Below are 16,972 nucleotides of genomic sequence, written 5' to 3'. Positions count from 1 at the left end.
CGCCTGCTTGCTGGCGGTGGCCGGCATGAGCGCCATGCGCCGCGGCGCCGGTGCGGGCTTTGCCCTGCTGCTGCTGATTGCGCTGCTCATGGCCTGCAACCATGTGGCTGCGCGCCTGGCCTTCGACCACGGCGCGAGCGTGGCCACGGCGGTCGGCTTTCGCAGCCTGGGCACGGCGCTGGTGGTGACGCTGCTGGTGTGGCGCGGGGGCGCCTGGCGCTCCCTGCGCGCGCGCGAGGGGCGCAGCCTCTTGTTCATCGGCGCGCTGATCGGGGTGCAGAGCCTGCTGCTGTATTCGGCGGTGGCGCGCCTGCCGGTGGCGCTGGCGCTGCTGGTGTTCAACACTTTTCCGCTGCTCACCGCCTTCTGGGCGCGCGTGCTCTATGGGCACCGCCCCGAGCGCGCGGTGCTCGTGGCCATGCCGGTGATCCTGTTCGGCCTGGTGCTGGCGCTCGACGTGCTGGGCGCGGCCTCGGGCCTGGGCGCAGCGGGTCAGTGGCGCGAGATTGGCGCGGGCGTGGCCTTTGCGCTTTCCGGCGCGGTGATGTTCGCGCTGGCGCTGGTGCTCACCCAGCATGAGGCCGGCGCCGTCGACGGGCGCGTGCGCACCCTGGTGTCGATGGCGGTGGTCGTGGTCGTGGCCTGCGCGGCGGCGGCGGTGCAGGGCGGATTCCAGCTGCCCGATGCGGCGCCGGGCTGGTGGGGCCTGGTCTTGCTCACCGTGCTCTATGGCACCGGCATCACCATCTTGTTCACGGTCTTGCCGCGCCTGGGGGTGGTGGGCAATTCCGCGGTGCTCAATGTGGAGCCGGTGTTTGCGCTGGTCGTGGGCTGGCTGGTGCTGCGCCAGTCGGTAGCCGGGATGCAGATGCTTGGCGCCATCATCGTCGTCGCCGCCGTGCTCTGGCTCGGTTCGCGGCGTCGCTGAGGCTTACCATCGCGCCTTGTCCCAGCAAGGCAGCGCCATGACCCAGCCCTCCACCCCCGTACCCGCCGGCCAGGACGCGGCCCTTGACGCCCATGGCGCCACCCTCGCTGCACTGGAAGAGCTGTTGCAAGCGCTGCAGGACAGACACGGCGGCGATGTGCCCGAATGGGAGTACTGCGAGGGCGTGATGACTGCATTGCTGTGCACCCGCCGCGAGGTGCCCGCCGATGAATGGCTGGCCATGCTGTTCGAGCCAGGCGCGCAAGCGATCTTTGGCAGCCCCGCCGAGCAAACCCGTTTCATGATGCACTGGCTCGAGCGCGAGCAGCAGCTGCGCAGCGCGCTGCAGGCGCCGGTGCAGGCGCTCGATGATGAGCGCGCACTGGACCCCGGCGTGCTGGACTGGCGCGGCCTGCTGCTGAGCCTGCCCGAGCCCGAACGCGCGAAGCTGCAGGACGCCGAGGCACCGCCCGCCTTCGCCCAGGCCTGGGCGGCGGGCTTTCTCGATGCGGTGGACCACTGGATGGACGACTGGGCCCCGCCGCGCGACAAGGAGATCGCTGCCGAGATGCGCGAGGCAATTGCCGCCATCGGCGCGCTGCTGCACGACGACAGCGGCGTGCCCGAGTTCAATCTCTACGACGAGGCATGCGCGCCCAGCGTGAGCCAGGCGCGCTTTGAAGCCTTTGGCGCTGCCGTCTGGGCGGTGTACGACCTCTACGACATCGCGCGCAGCCTGGGACCGCGCCAGCCGCCGGCACAAAGCGACAAGGTGGGGCGCAACGACCCCTGTCCCTGCGGCAGCGGCAAGAAGTACAAGAAGTGCTGCGGCGCCTGAGCTGGCGCCTGCGCTGCGCCCTCAGCGCTGCACATCCGCCAGGCACAGGTACTTGATCTCCAGATACTCCTCCATGCCGTGCACCGAACCCTCGCGCCCCAGGCCCGACTGCTTGATGCCGCCAAAGGGCACATGCTCGGTGGAGATCAGTCCCGTGTTGATGCCCACCATGCCGTACTCCAGCTGCTCGCTCACGCGCGTGATGCGCCCCACATCGCGCGCGTAGAAATAACTCGCCAGGCCAAACTCCGTGGCATTGGCCGCGGCAATCGCCTCCTGCTCCGTGTGAAAGCGAAACACCGGCGCCAGCGGCCCGAACGTCTCCTCGCGCGCCACCAGCATCTTGTCCGACGCATCGGCAAGCACCGTCGGCTCAAAAAACTGCCCCTTCAGGCGCTTGCCCCCCGTGACAATGCGCGCGCCCTTCTTGAGCGCGTCCTTCACATGCTTGTCCACCTTGGCCAGCGCCGCCGGCTCGATCAAGGGCCCCACACTCACCCCCTCCTCAAAGCCATTGCCCACCTTCATCGCCTTCACGCGCGCCGCCAGCTTCCTGACAAACACCTCATAGACACCGTCTTGCACATACAGCCGATTGGCACACACGCAAGTCTGACCCGCATTGCGGTACTTGCTTGCCAGCGCCCCCTCTACCGCCGAATCCAGATCGGCATCATCGAACACGATGAAAGGCGCATTGCCCCCCAGCTCCAGCGACAGCTTCTTGACCGTGGGCGCGCACTGCGCCATCAAGATGCGCCCGACCTCGGTAGACCCCGTAAACGACAGATGGCGCACCACGGTGCTCTCGCACAGCGCTTGGCCAATGGCCGGCGCATCCGTGCCCGTCACCACATTGATCACCCCCGGGGGAAAGCCCGCGCGCTGGGCCAGCTCGGCCGCCGCCAGCGCCGTGAGCGGCGTGAGCTCGGCCGGCTTGATCACCACGGTGCAGCCGGCAGCCAGCGCCGGCGCCACCTTGCGCGTGATCATCGCCAGCGGGAAATTCCACGGCGTGATCGCCGCGCACACCCCTATGGGCTGCTTGAGCACCAGATAGCGCTTGTTGGCATCGTAGGTAGCCAGCGTCTGGCCACTCACGCGCTTGGCCTCCTCGGCAAACCACTGCACGAAGCTGGCGCCATAGGCGACCTCGCCGCGCGCCTCGGCCAGGGGCTTGCCCTGCTCGGCCGTCATCAGGCGTGCCAGGTCTTCCTGGTGCTCGATCAGCAGCGCATGCCAGCGCATGAGGATGGCACAGCGCTCGGGCGCGCTCTTGCTGCGCCAGGGGAGCCAGGCGGCATTGGCCGCATCGATGGCCGCACGCGTCTCCCTGGCGCCCAGGTCTGCCACCTCGGCGAGCTTGTGGCCGGTGGCCGGATCGAGTACCTCAAAGCGCTGGCGGCCCTTGACCCAGCGGCCATTGATCAGGCCGTCGGTGAGGAGGAGGCTGGGGTCGGCGAGCTGCGCCAGCGGGGAGACGGAAGAAGAAGAGACGGTAGATGGCATGGCCTTGTGCCGTGAAGGGTGAAAAAACCCCGCGCTGTGGCGGGGCAGGAGCAAGAGGGCGCGCTGGCGCGTGGCCAGCGGCAGTGCATGCAGGGTGGGCGCCTTACTTCATCAGCTTCCAGTCGCCGTTGACGATCTCGACCAGCACCACGCCCTGCTCGTCAAGACCGTTGTGGTCGGTGGCGGTCATGGTGTAGACGCCGCCCGCGGCAGGCACGTTCTTCAGGCCTTCGAGCGCATCACGCAGCGCGGCGCTGAAGGCCTTGCGGTCGCTTGGCTTGGCGCTCTTGAGCGCGACCGGGATGGCTTGCTCCAGCAGCACGCCCGAATCCCAGGCGTTGGCGCCGAACTGCGTCAGCGTCTTGGGGCCGTGCGCCGCCTGGTAGGTGTCGGCAAAGCGCATGGCCGCGGCCTTGAAGCTGGCGTTCTCCGGCAGCTGCGGTGCGACCAGGCCCGGCGCCGCCGCGACGATGGTGCCGTTGCAGTCGGCGCCGCAGATGCGCAGGAAGTCGGGGTTGGCCACGCCGCCGCTCTGGTAGAGCTTGCCCTTGTAGCCGATCTGGTTGAAGGAGCGCTCGGGCAGCGCCGCGGCCGTGCCCGAGGCGCCGATCATCACCGCGTCGGGCTTGGCGGCCTTGATGTGCAGGGTCTGTCCGGTCACCGAGGTGGCGGCGCGGCTGTAGCGCTCCGAGGCGACGAGCTCAATGCCGTTGGCCTTGGCCGATTCGGCGAAGTTGACCGACCAGTCTTCGCCGAAGGCATCGTCAAAGCCGATGTAGGCCGCCTTCTTTACGCCCTGCTCCTTCATGTGGCGCGCGATGGCGTTGGCCATCAGCGCGGTCGAGGGGGCGGTGTTGAACACCCAGCGGCGCTTGTCGTCCATGGGGTACACGATGGAGCGCCCGGCCGCCACCGAGATCTGCGGCACGCCGGCGTCGGCCAGGGTGTCGCGCATGGCCAGCGAACTCGGGGTGGTGGTAGAGCCGATGACGGCATGCACGCCATCCTCGGTCACCAGCTTCTTGGTTGCCTTGACGGCGCCCGTGGGGTCGGAAGCGTCATCGAGGATGATGTACTGCACGGCTTCACCGCCGATCTGCTTGGGGAACAGCTCCACCGTCTTCTGCTCGGGAATGCCAAGCGAAGCGGCCGGGCCGGTGGTGGACAGCACGACGCCGATCTTGATCTGGCTGTGCGCGCTCGCCGCCGCGAGCGTGAGGGCGGCCAACGTGAAGACGGCCCGATACAGTTTGCTGCAATTCATCGTGGTTTCCTTGGTTGTCTCCGGATATGTAAAGGCTCCAGCGCCCGCCTGCGGGTCGATGGAGCCCTGTACCGTAGCGACGCCAAGGCCATCGATCAATAAAGCTTGTGTGGACATAATGTTCACGAAGCTGAACAATCGTTTGCGGCAGAAACCGGCTTTTCAGCCGGTTTGCCCCGTTTGGGCTCAGCGCAGCGAGCGCGAATACGCCGCCAGGGCTTCGAGAAAGTAGCGCACCTTCTCCGGCACCATGCGCTTGCCGGGCAGCAGCGCATAGATGCGCAGCGGCTCGCAGGTGTAGCCGGGCAGGCGCACGCGCACCAGTTCGCCGCGCGCGACCGCCGGCGCGCAGAAGGTCGCGGTGACACGCGTGATGCCGAAGCTGTTGGTCGCCGCCTGCAGGCGAAAGTCGGCGTTGGCGCTGATCACGCGCGGGTTCTGGATCGGCACGCCATGGTCCACGCCGTCCTGGTCGGTGAAGGTCCATTCCGTGTCTGCGCTGCTCACCACCAGCGGCCAGGACTTGAGGTCCGCAGGGTGCAGGGGCTGTCCCATCTTCTGCAGCAGCACCGGCGAGGTGAACAGGCCGCGCTCAAGGGAAAACATGCGCCGTATCACGATGCTCGACGAGGGCAGCTGGTGCTCGAGCATGGCGAAAACGATGTCGTAGGGCTCGACGTGCGGATTGATCTGGCGGTGTTCCACGTCGATCTGCAGCTGCAGGTGCGGAAAGGTTTCCATCACCCGACCGGCCACCGGCCCGAGATGGTGGGCGCCGAACTCGTAGGGCGCGGCGATGCGCAGCGTGCCCGCCACTTCGCGCCGGCTGGACAGCGCCTCGTTGCAGGCTTCGTGCAGATTGGTGAACAGATGGGCGGAGCGCTTGTAGAGGATCTCGCCGGCCTCGGTGGTGCGCACGCTGCGCGTGGTGCGCTCGAGCAGCCGCGTATCGAGCTCCTGCTCCAGGCGTTGCACCGCGCTGCTGATGCTCGATTTGGGGTGCCCGAGATAGTGCGCCGCCGCCGAGAAGCCGCCGTGCTCTACAACATGGCAGAACATTTCGCAATCGTTCCAGTTCATGGAGAAAGATTATCCAGAAATTTGAACAGTGTGTCCGGCCAGCGTCGGTTTATCTGCCGCTGTCCAACTCCTAGACTGCGGGCGACTCGCATGGACCAAAGGAGACATTGCAAGTGGCCAGGACTGAGTCATGGAGCCGGCAGAGCGCGGCGGCCCGCAGGCGTGCGGCCAGGCCGGCGGGCGGCGGCGCAAGCCCTTTGGCGCGCTGCGCGACGGGCCGGCTGCAGCAAGAGCGCCATGCGCCGCCGCCTGCCCTGTCGGCCCGTGCCCCGCACGGTCCGTGAGTGGAATTTCCCGCCGCAGCCGCTTTGCTGCGGCTGGGCGATGGCAGCAAATTTCAAGCTGGCGAGCAGCGCATGGACGTGCGCGCACCAATCAAACCCAACGAAGGAGAATGAATGCTTAGTCAAGATACCAGGATTGCAATCGTGGGCGGCGGCCTCGCCGGGCTCACGGCTGCGGTCGCCTTGCAGAAGATCGCCGGTGTCCGTGCCACTGTGTTCGAGCAATCGAACAAGCACGACGAGGTCGGCGCCGGAGTGACGGTGGCGCCCAACGGTGCGCGCATGCTCGACAAGCTGGGCTTGTTCGAACCCATCCGCGACGCCGGTGCCACGCCCGACGGGCACGGGCTCTACCTCGATGCGCTGGGCAACGTGGTGACCGACGCCGCCTGGGAAGACAGCGCGAAGAAGTACCAGAACGTCGGCATCTACAGACCCGACCTGATCGACATCCTTGCCGGCGCGGTGGACCCCGACATGATCCGGCTGCACCACCGGGCGAGTTCGGTCGAGCTGCTGGACAAGGGCGTGCGCGTGCATTTCACCAATGGGGAGCAGGAAGACTTCGACGCCGTCATCGGTGCCGACGGCATCCGTTCGGTGGTGCGCGCGGCGGTGGGGCAGCAGCGCGGCTTCGTCTATTCCGGCTTCATCGCCTACCGCGGGGTGATCGACGCGGCAGATCTGCCCAAGGACTGGAACCGGATCAGCCAGACCTGGATGGGCAACGACCGCCATCTGATGACTTACCCGCTGCAGCAGCACAAGCTCTACAACTACGTCGCCTGCGTGCCCGACAACCGGCCGCTGCACGGCCCCTGGTCCGGCCCCGCGCAGGTGTCGGAGTTGCACGCCGAGTTCGAACGCCAGAAATGGGATCCGCGGGTGCATGAATTCCTCTCGCACGTCAAGGAAACCTTCTGGTGGGGGCTGTTTGACATCGACCCCCTGACCAACTGGTCGCGCGGGCCGATCGCGCTGCTCGGCGACGCGGCCCACGGCATGATTCCGCACCAGGGCCAGGGCGTGAACCAGGCCTTCGAGGACTGCCTCACGCTGGCCTACTTCCTCAAGGAAGCGGACAGCGTCAGCGACATTGCGCTCGCTTTCAGGCGCTACACCGCCGTGCGCATGCAGCGCGCAACCATCCTGCAGGTGGGTTCGCGCCGGGCCGGCTGGATGTTTGACTCGCAGTTCCAGTTCACCGATACCGAAAAGCGCGATGTCGACATCACCTCGGGGCGCGATTTCCGCCGCGCTGCGGTGTTCGACTACGACGCACTCAAGGTTGCCGAGAAGGCGCTCAAGCGGTTCAAGAAGCTTTGATGCGCACTGGGCAGCGCGCAGTCAGCAACGAACACACCAACAGGATTTACTCGCATGACATCGATAAGCATCATTGGCAGAGGCAAGATGGGTTCGGCCATCGCCGGGCTCGCACAACGCGCCGGAGCGCAGATACAACTCGTCAACCGCAGCGCCACGCCGGCCGACGACCGCCCCAACACCACCCACGCGGTGCTGGGCGAAGACTTGACCGGGGACATCGTCGTACTCGCGGTGCCGCACGGCGCCTACCCAGGCATCCTCAAGCACTACCGCGATCGGCTCGGTGGCAAGGTCGTCATCGACATCAGCAACCCGATGGATTTCTCCACCTACGAGCAGCCCGAGGAGTTGCGCAACACCTCCACCGCGCTGGAGCTGGCCAAAGAGTTGCCCGAAGACGTGGCGGTGCTCAAGGCCTTCAACGTGAACCTGGCTGACACGCTCAAGACCCGCACCAACGGCATGACCGCGACGACGGTGCTGTTCGCCGGGGACGATGCCGCCGGCAAGCTCGCGCTCACCGAGCTGCTGCTGGCCGCAGGCTTGCGCGCCGTGGACGTCGGACCGCTGCCGCGCTCTGTGCAGCTCGAGGCCATGGGTTATCTGCAGATCGTGCTGGCTTCGTCGGGCAAGACGCGCTTCGAATCGGGCTTCAGCCTGCTGCCATGAGCCCTGACCCTTGCGCTTGCCGTCGGCCGCAGCGGCGCACAAGGCGCTTGGCCCGCGCGCACGAGCGCGCGCGCGCTCGGTGCAAGAATGGCCATGGCGGCAAGGCCGCGCAGGCCTTCATGCCGGGCGCCCGGCTCACCTGGCGCGCCTCCTCGCCCGCCCACGGCGGTGTCTCTCACGCTCTCGCAAACGCACAGGTGGTGTCAGTCACATGGATCTGCAGATAGCTTTGATGTTGGGGCAGGATGGCATGGTCAACGGCGCCATCTACGCCCTGATGGCACTGGCCCTGGTGCTGGTGTTTTCGGTGACACGCGTCATCCTGATTGCGCAGGGCGAGTTCGTCACCTATGCGGCGCTGTCGATGGCGGTCGTCCAGGCGGGCGGGCGGCCGGCCATCGTCTGGCTGCTGCTGGCGCTGGCGCTGCTGACCCTGGTGATGGAGGCCTGGCGCCACCGCCAGGGCCTGCGCGTGGACTGGAAGGCGACCCTGGTCTGGACCGTGCTGCTGCCGGCGATTGCGCTGGCACTGGTCTTCGGCTTCAAGCCGCAGACGGCCTGGATGCAGGCCGCGGTGGTGATCGCGCTGATCGTGCCCATGGGCCCGCTGCTCTACCGCCTGGTGTTTCGGCCGCTGGCGCATGCCAGCGTGCTCTTTCTGCTCATCGTCTCCGTGGCGCTGCACCTGGTGATGGCGGGCCTGGGGCTGTACTTCTTTGGCGCCGAGGGCTCGCGCACCAACGCCGTCTGGGATGCTTCCTGGGATCTGGGCGGCGTGCCGGTCAGCGGCCAGTCTCTCGTGGTGGTGTGCGCGGCCACGGTGTTGCTGGTGGCCATGTATCTGTTCTTCGAGCGCTCGATCATCGGCAAGGCCTTGCGCGCCACCGCCATCAACCGAGTCGGCGCGCGCCTCATGGGCGTGCCGACCGACCTTTCCGGCGACGTCTGCTTTGCCCTGGCGGCCTTGATCGGCGTGGTCTCGGGCATCCTGATCTCGCCGGTCACGACGATTTACTACGACACCGGCTTCCTGATCGGGCTCAAGGGCTTCGTCGCGGCCATCATCGGCGGGCTCACAGCCTACCCCGCGGCCGTGGCCGGCGCGGTGCTGGTGGGGCAGCTCGAATCGTTTTCCTCGTTCTGGGCCAGCGCCTACAAGGAGGTGATCGTCTTCACGCTGATCATTCCAGTGTTGTGGTGGCGCTCGCTCAACACCCGCCATGTGGAGGACGAGGAATGAGTTCGCGTCACTGGACCTGGCTTGCCATCGCGCTGCTCGCGATCGCCTGGCCGCTGCTGTCGCCGTTCACCATCACGCTGCTCAACTACATCGGGCTGTACGCGCTGGTCGCCGTCGGCCTGGTACTGCTGACCGGCGTGGGTGGCATCACCTCCTTCGGTCAGGCCGCTTTCGTCGGGCTCGGCGCCTATGCCACTGCCTGGGTCTGCACCTCGCCGCTGGCGGCGCAGGCGCTGTCGGGCCTGTCCCCGGGGCTGCTGCCCTGGCTCGGGCTGCTGCTGGGCCTGCTCGTGACCGGCGTGATCGCCTGGGTACTCGGCGCGGTCACCTTGCCGCTGTCGGGGCATTTTCTGGCGCTGGGCACGCTGGCCTGGGGACTGAGCCTGTACTACCTGTTCGGCAACATCGAAGGCCTGGGCGGTTTCACCGGCATCGCCGGCGTGCAGCCGTTGTCGATCGCGGGGCTGGAGCTGGCTTCGCCGCGCCTCATGGGCATCGTCATCTGGGCGGTGCTGCTGCTGGCGATCTGGGCGATGCACAACCTGCTCGATTCGCGCGAGGGACGGGCGATACGCGCGCTCAAGAGCGGGCGTGTGATGGCCGAATCCATGGGTGTCGATACCTCGCGCCAGCGCATGAAGCTGTTCCTGCTGGCGGCGCTGCTGGCGGCGATCTCGGGCTGGCTCTACACCCATTTGCAGCGCTTCGTGAACCCGACGCCGTTCAATCTGGAAATCGGCATCGAATACCTGTTCATGGCGGTGGTGGGCGGCTCGGGGCATCTCTGGGGTGCGGTGCTTGGCGCGACCCTGATCACCCTGCTCAAGGAGCAGCTGCAGGACTGGCTGCCCAAGCTGCTGGGCACCAGCGGCAACTTCGAGGCGATCGTCTTCGGTCTCTTGATGATTCTGCTGCTGCAGCGCGCGGCCGACGGCTTGTGGCCCCTGATCACCGCCCGCGTGGGGCGCTGGGTCAAGCCGGCGCCGGTGCGCGCCGCGCGCACGACGCAGGCGGCGCTGGGCCGGCGCAAGCTGCCGCCCCTGGGCCAGGTGGTGCTGCGCGCCGAGCAGGTGACCAAGCGCTTTGCCGGCCTGGTGGCCAACGACGCGGTGGACCTGGAAGTCAAGGCCGGCGAAGTGCATGCGCTGATCGGGCCCAACGGCGCAGGCAAGAGCACCTTCTTCAACATGATTTCCGGCGTGGACGACCCGAGCGCCGGCCAGGTGGCGCTGCTCGGCCAGCCCATGACGGGCAAGCCGGCGCGCGCGTTTGCCGCGCTGGGCATGGGGCGCACCTTCCAGCACGTGCGCCTGCTCGGACAGCGCACGGTGCTGGAGAACGTGGCACTGGGCGCGCACCTGCGCGGGCGCCGCGGCTGGCTGTCGGCCATGCTGCAGACCGACCGCCACGAAGAGGCGGCGCTGCTGGCCGAGGCGCGCAAGCAGATCGAGCGCTGCGGGCTGCAGAGCTACATCGACACGCCGGCGGCATCGCTGCCGCTGGGCCAGCAGCGCATCGTGGAGATCGCGCGCGCACTGGCGGGCCAGCCCTCGATCCTGCTGCTCGACGAGCCGGCCGCGGGCTTGCGCCATCTGGAGAAGCAGGCGCTGGTGCAGCTGCTCATGCAACTGCGCGCCGAGGGCCTGGCGGTGCTCGTGGTCGAGCACGACATGGAGTTCGTGATGAATCTGGCCGACCGCATCACGGTGCTGGAGTTCGGCCGCGTGATCGCGCTGGGCACCCCGGACGAGGTGCAGGCCAACCCGCGCGTGATGCAGGCCTATCTGGGCGTGGAAGACATCGAAGGAGATGCGGCATGACAGCCAAGGCCTTGCTGCAACTGAAGGACTTTTCGGTTTCCTACGGACCGGTGGAGGCGGTGCACCAGGTGGAGCTCACGGTCAACGAGGGCGAGATCGTCACCGTGATCGGCCCCAATGGCGCGGGCAAATCCACGCTGCTGAACGCGGCCATGGGGCTGCTGCCCTCGCGCGGCGAGCTGCGCTTTGAAGGTGCGCTGGTGCCGCGCCCCTCGGTCGAGGCCATGGTGGCGCACGGCGTCGGGCTGGTGCCGGAAAAGCGCGAGCTGTTCGGCGAGATGTCGGTGCAAGACAACCTGCTGCTGGGCGGTTTTGCCCGCTGGCGCCGCGGTCAGCGCGACCAGAGCGAGCGCATGCAGGAGGTGTTTGCGCTGTTTCCGCGCCTGCACGAGCGCAGCGCCCAGCTCGCGGCCACGCTCTCGGGCGGCGAGCGCCAGATGCTGGCCATCGGCCGCGCGCTGATGGCGCGACCGCGCCTGCTGATGCTCGACGAGCCGTCGCTCGGCCTGGCACCGCTCATCGTGCGCGAGGTGCTCAAGATCGTCTCCTCGCTGCGCGGCATGGGGGTGTCGGTGCTGCTGGTCGAGCAGAACGCGCGCGCCGCGCTGCAGGTGGCCGACCGCGGCTACGTGCTGGAAATGGGCGCGGTCGCGCTCAGCGGCCCGGCGCGCAGCCTGATGAGCGACCCGCGCGTGATCGAAACCTATCTTGGCGCGGGCAAGGGCCGCGCGCCGCAAGCCGCGCAGAGCGCCGCCGCCGCCGCAGCGCCTGCGGGCACATCGGAGTCGTGATGCAGATGAAAGCCAAACTGGCCTGGCAGCCACGGGGCACGGTCTATGGCGCCTTGCTGAACCTGCGCCGTGAATTCGAGCAATGGGCGCCGCAGATGCACGAGGCGCCCTACAAGGCGCCGCCCTCAGCCCCGGTGCTCTACGTGAAGACCGCCAACACCTTCGCGGCGGACGGCGCGGCCATCCCCGTGCCCGGCCCGGTGCGTGTGGGCGCAACCCTGGGGCTGATTGCCGGGGCCGCGGGCGAGCCGACGCACGCCGTGCTGCTGGACGACTTGTGTCTGCCGCACGAGAGCTACTTCCGCCCGCCGATCCGCTACCGCAACCGCGACGGCTTTCTGGTCTGCGCGCCGCAGAGCACGCCGCTGGCGCAGCTGACGCTGCAGACGCTGCAGATCGCGGTGCGCATCAACGGCGCGCTGGTGCAGAGCGTGGACCTGGCGACGCTGGTGCGCCCGGCGCTCGACCTCTGGGCCGAGGTGTCGGCCTTCATGACGCTGCAGCCCGGCGACGTGCTGATGCTGGGCAGCGACTGCCTGCCCGACGGCAAGCCGCTGCTGGCAGCGGCGGGCGAGCACATCGAGCTCAGCGCGCCGGGCCTGGCGCCGCTGGCGCACGCACTGGTGGAGGAGCACGCATGAAACACGCACGCATCGCCTGGGGCGGCGCCATCCACGAGGCCATCGAAGCCGGCGGCGCGCTGGAGCTGCGCACCCCGGCCCTGCGCGGGCGGCGCCTGTCCTTTGACGAGGTGGTCTGGCTGCCGCCGCTGGCGCCCACGCCGCGCGCGCGCACCATCCTCGCGCTGGGGCTCAACTACGCCGACCATGCGCGTGAACTCGCGTTCAAGCCGCCCGAAGAACCGCTTGCTTTTGCCAAGGGCAGCGGCTCGCTCACCGGCCACCGCGGCTTCACGCTGCGCCCCGAGGGCGTGCGCCACATGCACTACGAATGCGAGCTGGCGGTGGTGATCGGGCGCGAGGCGCGCAAGGTGCGCAAGGACGACGCCTACGACTTCATCGCCGGCTACACCGTGGCCAACGACTACGCGATCCGCGACTACCTGGAAAACTGGTACCGGCCCAATCTGCGCGTGAAGAACCGCGACACCTGCACGCCCATAGGCCCCTGGCTGGTGGACGCGGGCGACGTGCCCGACCCGATGGCGCTGCGCCTGAGCACGCACGTGGACGGACAGCTCACGCAGCAGGGCAGCACCGCGGACATGGTGTTCGACGTGCCCACGCTGGTGGAACATTTCACCAGCTTCATGACCCTGTACCCGGGCGACCTGATCCTCACCGGCACGCCCGACGGCGTGGTCGACTGCCCGGTAGGCAGCCAGGTGGTGTGCAGCATCGAAGGCCTGGGCAGCCTGGAAAACACGATTGTCGGCAAAAACCCGATCCAACCCATACCAGTCAAGCGGTAACAGCTATGAAAATTGAGAATCTCATCGACGGCAAGCCGGTTGCGGCGCGCGACTATTTCGAGACCGTCAACCCCGCCACACAAGAGGTGCTGGCCGAAGTGGCCAGCGGCGGCGCCGCTGAGGTGGACGCGGCCGTGACCGCAGCCAAGGCGGCCTTCCCCAAGTGGGCCGGCCTGCCCGCGCCCGAGCGCGCGCGCAAGCTGCGTGCACTCGGTGACCTGATTGCGCGGCACGTGCCCGAGCTTGCGGCCACTGAAACCGACGATACCGGTCAGACCATCGCGCAGACCGGCAAGGCGCTGGTGCCGCGCGCGGCGGACAACTTCTACTACTTCGCCGAAATGTGCACGCGCGTGGACGGCCACACCTACCCCACGCCCACGCACCTGAACTACACGCTCTACCACCCGGTGGGCGTGTGCGCGCTGATCAGCCCCTGGAACGTGCCCTTCATGACGGCCACCTGGAAGGTCGCGCCCTGCCTGGCCTTTGGCAACACCGCGGTGCTCAAAATGAGCGAGCTCAGCCCGCTCACCGCCGCGCGCCTGGGCGAGCTCGCGCTCGAAGCGGGCATACCCGCGGGCGTGCTCAACCTGGTGCACGGCTATGGCAAGGAAGCGGGCGAGCCGCTGGTCGCGCACCCGGACGTGCGCGCCATCAGCTTCACCGGCTCCACGGTGACCGGCAACCGCATCGTGCGCAGCGCCGGGCTGAAGAAGTTCAGCATGGAGCTCGGCGGCAAGAGCCCCTTCGTGGTCTTTGACGACGCCGACCTGGAACGCGCGCTCGATGCCGCCGTGTTCATGATCTTTTCCAACAACGGCGAGCGCTGCACCGCAGGCAGCCGCATCCTGGTGCAGCAGAGCATCTATGCCGACTTCGCGGCGCGTTTTGCCGAGCGCGCGCGGCGCATCACCGTGGGTGACCCGCGGGACGAGAAAAACATCATCGGCCCGATGATCTCCAAGGCCCACCTGGCCAAGGTGCGCGGCTACATCGAGCTTGGCCAGAAGGAGGGCGCGAGCCTGCTGTGCGGTGGCATCGAGCGCCCGTCCTACGCGCCCGAGCTGTCCGCGCGCGTGGCCAGCGGCAACTTCGTCTGGCCCACGGTGTTCGCCGACGTGGACAACCGCATGAAGATCGCGCAGGAAGAGATCTTCGGCCCGGTCGCCTGCCTGATTGCGTTCAAGGACGAGCAGGACGCGATCGCCAAGGCCAACGACATCGACTACGGGCTCTCGAGCTACGTCTGGAGCGAGAACATCGGCCGCGCCCACCGCGTGGCCGCGGCGATCGAGGCCGGCATGTGCTTCGTCAACAGCCAGAACGTGCGCGACCTGCGCCAGCCCTTCGGCGGCACCAAGGCCAGCGGCACCGGCCGCGAAGGCGGCACCTGGAGCTACGAGGTGTTCCTCGAGCCCAAGAACGTGGCGGTCTCCATGGGCAGCCACGCCATCCCGCGCTGGGGGATTGCGCCGTAAGGCGCGGGCCGGTGCCAGCGCGCGCCGGCCAGCGCGTCGTGCAGCGGCCAGCGACGCCGCGGGCACCTTTGCAGCATTTTCAGGAGACAACACCATGGGACAACTGGCACTGGCAGCCAAGATCACCCACGTACCGAGCATGTATCTTTCGGAACTGCCGGGCACGCGCCAGGGCACGCGCGAGGCGGCGATCGAGGGCCACCGCGAAATCAGCCGGCGCTGCCGCGCGCTGGGCGTGGATACGCTGGTGGTGTTTGACACGCACTGGCTGGTCAACGCCGGCTACCACCTCAACTGTGCCGAGCACTGGCAGGGCAACTACACCAGCAACGAGCTGCCGCACTTCATCAGCAACATGGCCTACGGCTTCAGCGGCAACCCCGAGCTTGGCCGCCTGCTGGCCCGGGAATGCAATGCCCAGGGCGTGGAGACGCTGGCGCACGATTCGACCACGCTGCAGCCCGAGTACGGCACGCTGGTGCCGATGCGCTACATGAACGAGGACGAGCACTTCAAGGTGGTGTCGGTCTCGGCGCTGTGCACCAGCCACTACCTCAACGACAGCGCGCGCCTGGGCTGGGCAATGCGCGAAGCGGTGGAAAAGCACTACGACGGCAAGGTCGCCTTCCTCGCGAGCGGCTCGCTCTCGCACCGGTTTGCGCAAAACGGCATGGCGCCGGACATGGCCTTCAAGATCTGGAGCCCCTTCCTGGAGCGCCTGGACCATGAAGTGGTGCAGATGTGGCAGGACGGCCAGTGGCAGGACTTCTGCGCCATGCTGCCCGAGTACGCGGTCAAGGGCCACGGCGAGGGCATGATGCACGACACCGCCATGCTGCTGGGCGCGCTCGGCTGGTCTGCCTACGATGGCAAGGCCGAAGTGCTCACTCCCTATTTTGGCGCCTCGGGCACGGGCCAGATCAACGCCGTCTTCCCGGTGAGCGCGCAGGACGGCCATGCCGTGCCCGCGCCCGAGGCTTCGCGCGCCACCAGCTTCAAGGCTTTTCCCAGACTGTGAGGACGACATGCCGCATTTGGTAATGCTTTATTCCGGCAACCTCGATGCCGTACTCGACATGCCGCGCCTGTGCCGCGACGCGGCCGACGCCATGCTGGCCATGCGCGACGAACACGGCGCCCAGGTCTTTCCCACGGGCGGCACGCGCGTGCTCGCCTACCCGGCGCCGCACTTCGCGCTGGCCGACGGCGGCGCCGCCGGGCGCGCGGCCGGCGCCGGCAAGACCGGTCTTTTCAGCGCCGACCCGGGCGAGTACGGCTTTCTCTACGCCAATCTGCGCATGGCGCGCGGGCGCAGCAGCGCCACGCAGCAGCGCGCCGGCGCGGCGGTGCTGGCGGCGCTGCGCACACACCTCGACCCGGTGATGGCCACGCGCCACATCGGCCTGACCGTGCAGGTCGACGAAGGCCAGGAGGTGTTCGACGCCAAGCACAGCACCCTGCACCCGCTGTTTCGCAAGGACTGAGCCATGCTGAGTGACGCCCACATCGCCCAGCTGGCGGCCGAGCTGCACGCCAGCGAGCGCTCGCGCCAGCAGGTCGAGCATTTCTCCAAGCGCTTTCCCGGCATGAGCATCGAAGACGGCTACCGCGTAAGCCGCGCCTGGGTCGCGCTGCAACTGGCCGAAGGCCGCAGCGTCATAGGCCACAAAATCGGACTGACCAGCCGCGCGATGCAGCTGAGCAGCCAGATCAGCGAGCCCGACTACGGCACGCTGCTGGACTCCATGCTCTACCAGGCCACGCCGGGCCAGGTGCTGGAGCTGCCGGCCGAGCGCTTCATTGCGCCGCGCGTCGAGGTCGAGCTGGCCTTCGTGCTCAAGCGCGACCTGCGAGGCCCGCAGGTCGATGTCGAGCAGGTGCTCGACGCCACCGACTACCTCACGCCCGCGATCGAGATCATCGACGCGCGCATCGAGCAGTTCGACCGCCACAGCCGCGCCATGCGCAAGGTGCAAGACACCATCAGCGACAACGCCGCCAACGCCGCCATCGTGGTCGGCGCGGGCCGCAGCGGCGCGCGTGCGATCGACAGGCCCTGGGTCGGCGCCATCCTGCGCCAGAACGGCGTGGTGGAAGAAACCGGCCTGGCCGCCGGCGTGCAGGGCGACCCGGCCGTGGGCATCGCCTGGCTGGCCAACAAGCTCGCGCCCTGGGGCGAGCACCTGAAGGCCGGGCACATCGTGCTGGCCGGCTCGTTCACGCGCCCGGTCGCGGCCCGCGCCGGCGATGTCTTCGACGCAGACTACGGTCCGCTGGGCCGGCTGCAATTCAAGTTCGTCTGAATCT

At 68.0% G+C, this 16,972-nt stretch carries 16 protein-coding genes; 13 read left to right on the top strand and 3 right to left on the bottom strand.

Annotated features, from left to right (window positions below):
- Positions 1-25 precede the first annotated feature (25 nt).
- Together KUD94_RS08765 and KUD94_RS08760 are read left to right on the top strand one after the other, a co-directional pair.
- Entirely contained in the window at positions 26-928 is a 903-nt protein-coding gene (locus tag KUD94_RS08765) for an EamA family transporter (protein ID WP_218236719.1), read from the top strand.
- Positions 929-965: 37 nt separating this feature from the next.
- On the top strand, positions 966-1,766 hold the full coding sequence (locus KUD94_RS08760; RefSeq protein ID WP_218236718.1) for a UPF0149 family protein: 801 nt from the start codon (positions 966-968) through the stop codon (positions 1,764-1,766).
- 21 nt (positions 1,767-1,787) lie between these two features.
- Here KUD94_RS08760 and KUD94_RS08755 read toward each other — a convergent pair whose 3' ends face one another.
- The 3 genes from KUD94_RS08755 to KUD94_RS08745 all read right to left on the bottom strand — a co-directional run bounded on the left by KUD94_RS08755 (position 1,788) and on the right by KUD94_RS08745 (position 5,619).
- Complete coding sequence (locus KUD94_RS08755) at positions 1,788-3,275, bottom strand: NAD-dependent succinate-semialdehyde dehydrogenase (protein WP_218236716.1); 1,488 nt, start codon at positions 3,273-3,275, stop codon at positions 1,788-1,790.
- A 103-nt stretch (positions 3,276-3,378) separates the two neighbouring features.
- A complete protein-coding gene (locus KUD94_RS08750; RefSeq protein ID WP_218236714.1) occupies positions 3,379-4,539 on the bottom strand; it encodes an ABC transporter substrate-binding protein in 1,161 nt (386 codons plus the stop codon).
- A 186-nt stretch (positions 4,540-4,725) separates the two neighbouring features.
- The gene (locus tag KUD94_RS08745; protein WP_218236712.1) at positions 4,726-5,619 is read right to left on the bottom strand and encodes a LysR family transcriptional regulator; all 894 of its coding nucleotides are present in this window, start codon (positions 5,617-5,619) and stop codon (positions 4,726-4,728) included.
- A 398-nt stretch (positions 5,620-6,017) separates the two neighbouring features.
- Between KUD94_RS08745 and KUD94_RS08740 the strand changes: the two genes are divergently transcribed.
- The 11 genes from KUD94_RS08740 (at position 6,018) to hpaH (ending at position 16,968) form a co-directional block, all read left to right on the top strand.
- Positions 6,018-7,229 carry an FAD-dependent monooxygenase gene (locus tag KUD94_RS08740; protein ID WP_218236710.1) on the top strand — a complete coding sequence of 404 codons (1,212 nt, stop codon included), beginning with the start codon at positions 6,018-6,020 and terminating at the stop codon, positions 7,227-7,229.
- A gap of 54 nt (positions 7,230-7,283) precedes the next feature.
- Positions 7,284-7,901, top strand: coding sequence for an NADPH-dependent F420 reductase (locus tag KUD94_RS08735; protein ID WP_218236709.1), 618 nt, complete (start codon positions 7,284-7,286; stop codon positions 7,899-7,901).
- A 211-nt stretch (positions 7,902-8,112) separates the two neighbouring features.
- On the top strand, positions 8,113-9,141 hold the full coding sequence (locus KUD94_RS08730; protein ID WP_218236707.1) for a branched-chain amino acid ABC transporter permease: 1,029 nt from the start codon (positions 8,113-8,115) through the stop codon (positions 9,139-9,141).
- A complete protein-coding gene (locus tag KUD94_RS08725; RefSeq protein WP_218236705.1) occupies positions 9,138-10,961 on the top strand; it encodes an ATP-binding cassette domain-containing protein in 1,824 nt (607 codons plus the stop codon). The genes KUD94_RS08730 and KUD94_RS08725 overlap by 4 nt, the downstream gene beginning before the upstream one ends.
- On the top strand, positions 10,958-11,752 hold the full coding sequence (locus KUD94_RS08720; protein ID WP_218236703.1) for an ABC transporter ATP-binding protein: 795 nt from the start codon (positions 10,958-10,960) through the stop codon (positions 11,750-11,752). The genes KUD94_RS08725 and KUD94_RS08720 overlap by 4 nt, the downstream gene beginning before the upstream one ends.
- Positions 11,753-11,757: 5 nt before the next feature.
- Positions 11,758-12,393: a fumarylacetoacetate hydrolase family protein gene (locus KUD94_RS08715; RefSeq protein ID WP_218236701.1), complete on the top strand. Its 636-nt coding sequence runs from the start codon at positions 11,758-11,760 to the stop codon at positions 12,391-12,393.
- Entirely contained in the window at positions 12,390-13,184 is a 795-nt protein-coding gene (locus KUD94_RS08710; protein WP_218236699.1) for a fumarylacetoacetate hydrolase family protein, read from the top strand. Before KUD94_RS08715 ends, KUD94_RS08710 begins: the two co-directional genes overlap by 4 nt.
- 5 nt (positions 13,185-13,189) lie before the next feature.
- Complete coding sequence (gene hpaE / locus KUD94_RS08705; protein WP_218236698.1) at positions 13,190-14,665, top strand: 5-carboxymethyl-2-hydroxymuconate semialdehyde dehydrogenase; 1,476 nt, start codon at positions 13,190-13,192, stop codon at positions 14,663-14,665.
- A 94-nt stretch (positions 14,666-14,759) separates the two neighbouring features.
- Entirely contained in the window at positions 14,760-15,683 is a 924-nt protein-coding gene (gene hpaD / locus KUD94_RS08700; protein WP_218236696.1) for a 3,4-dihydroxyphenylacetate 2,3-dioxygenase, read from the top strand.
- Between the two features lie 7 nt (positions 15,684-15,690).
- Positions 15,691-16,149, top strand: coding sequence for a 5-carboxymethyl-2-hydroxymuconate Delta-isomerase (locus KUD94_RS08695; protein ID WP_218236694.1), 459 nt, complete (start codon positions 15,691-15,693; stop codon positions 16,147-16,149).
- Positions 16,150-16,152: 3 nt separating this feature from the next.
- Positions 16,153-16,968 carry a 2-oxo-hept-4-ene-1,7-dioate hydratase gene (gene hpaH / locus KUD94_RS08690; protein ID WP_218236693.1) on the top strand — a complete coding sequence of 272 codons (816 nt, stop codon included), beginning with the start codon at positions 16,153-16,155 and terminating at the stop codon, positions 16,966-16,968.
- The last annotated feature ends 4 nt before the right edge of the window (positions 16,969-16,972 follow it).

The organism is Comamonas sp. NLF-1-9 (assembly GCF_019195435.1).
Lineage (GTDB): Bacteria > Pseudomonadota > Gammaproteobacteria > Burkholderiales > Burkholderiaceae_C > Comamonas_C.
This window is presented reverse-complemented; position numbering and strand designations above follow the sequence as displayed.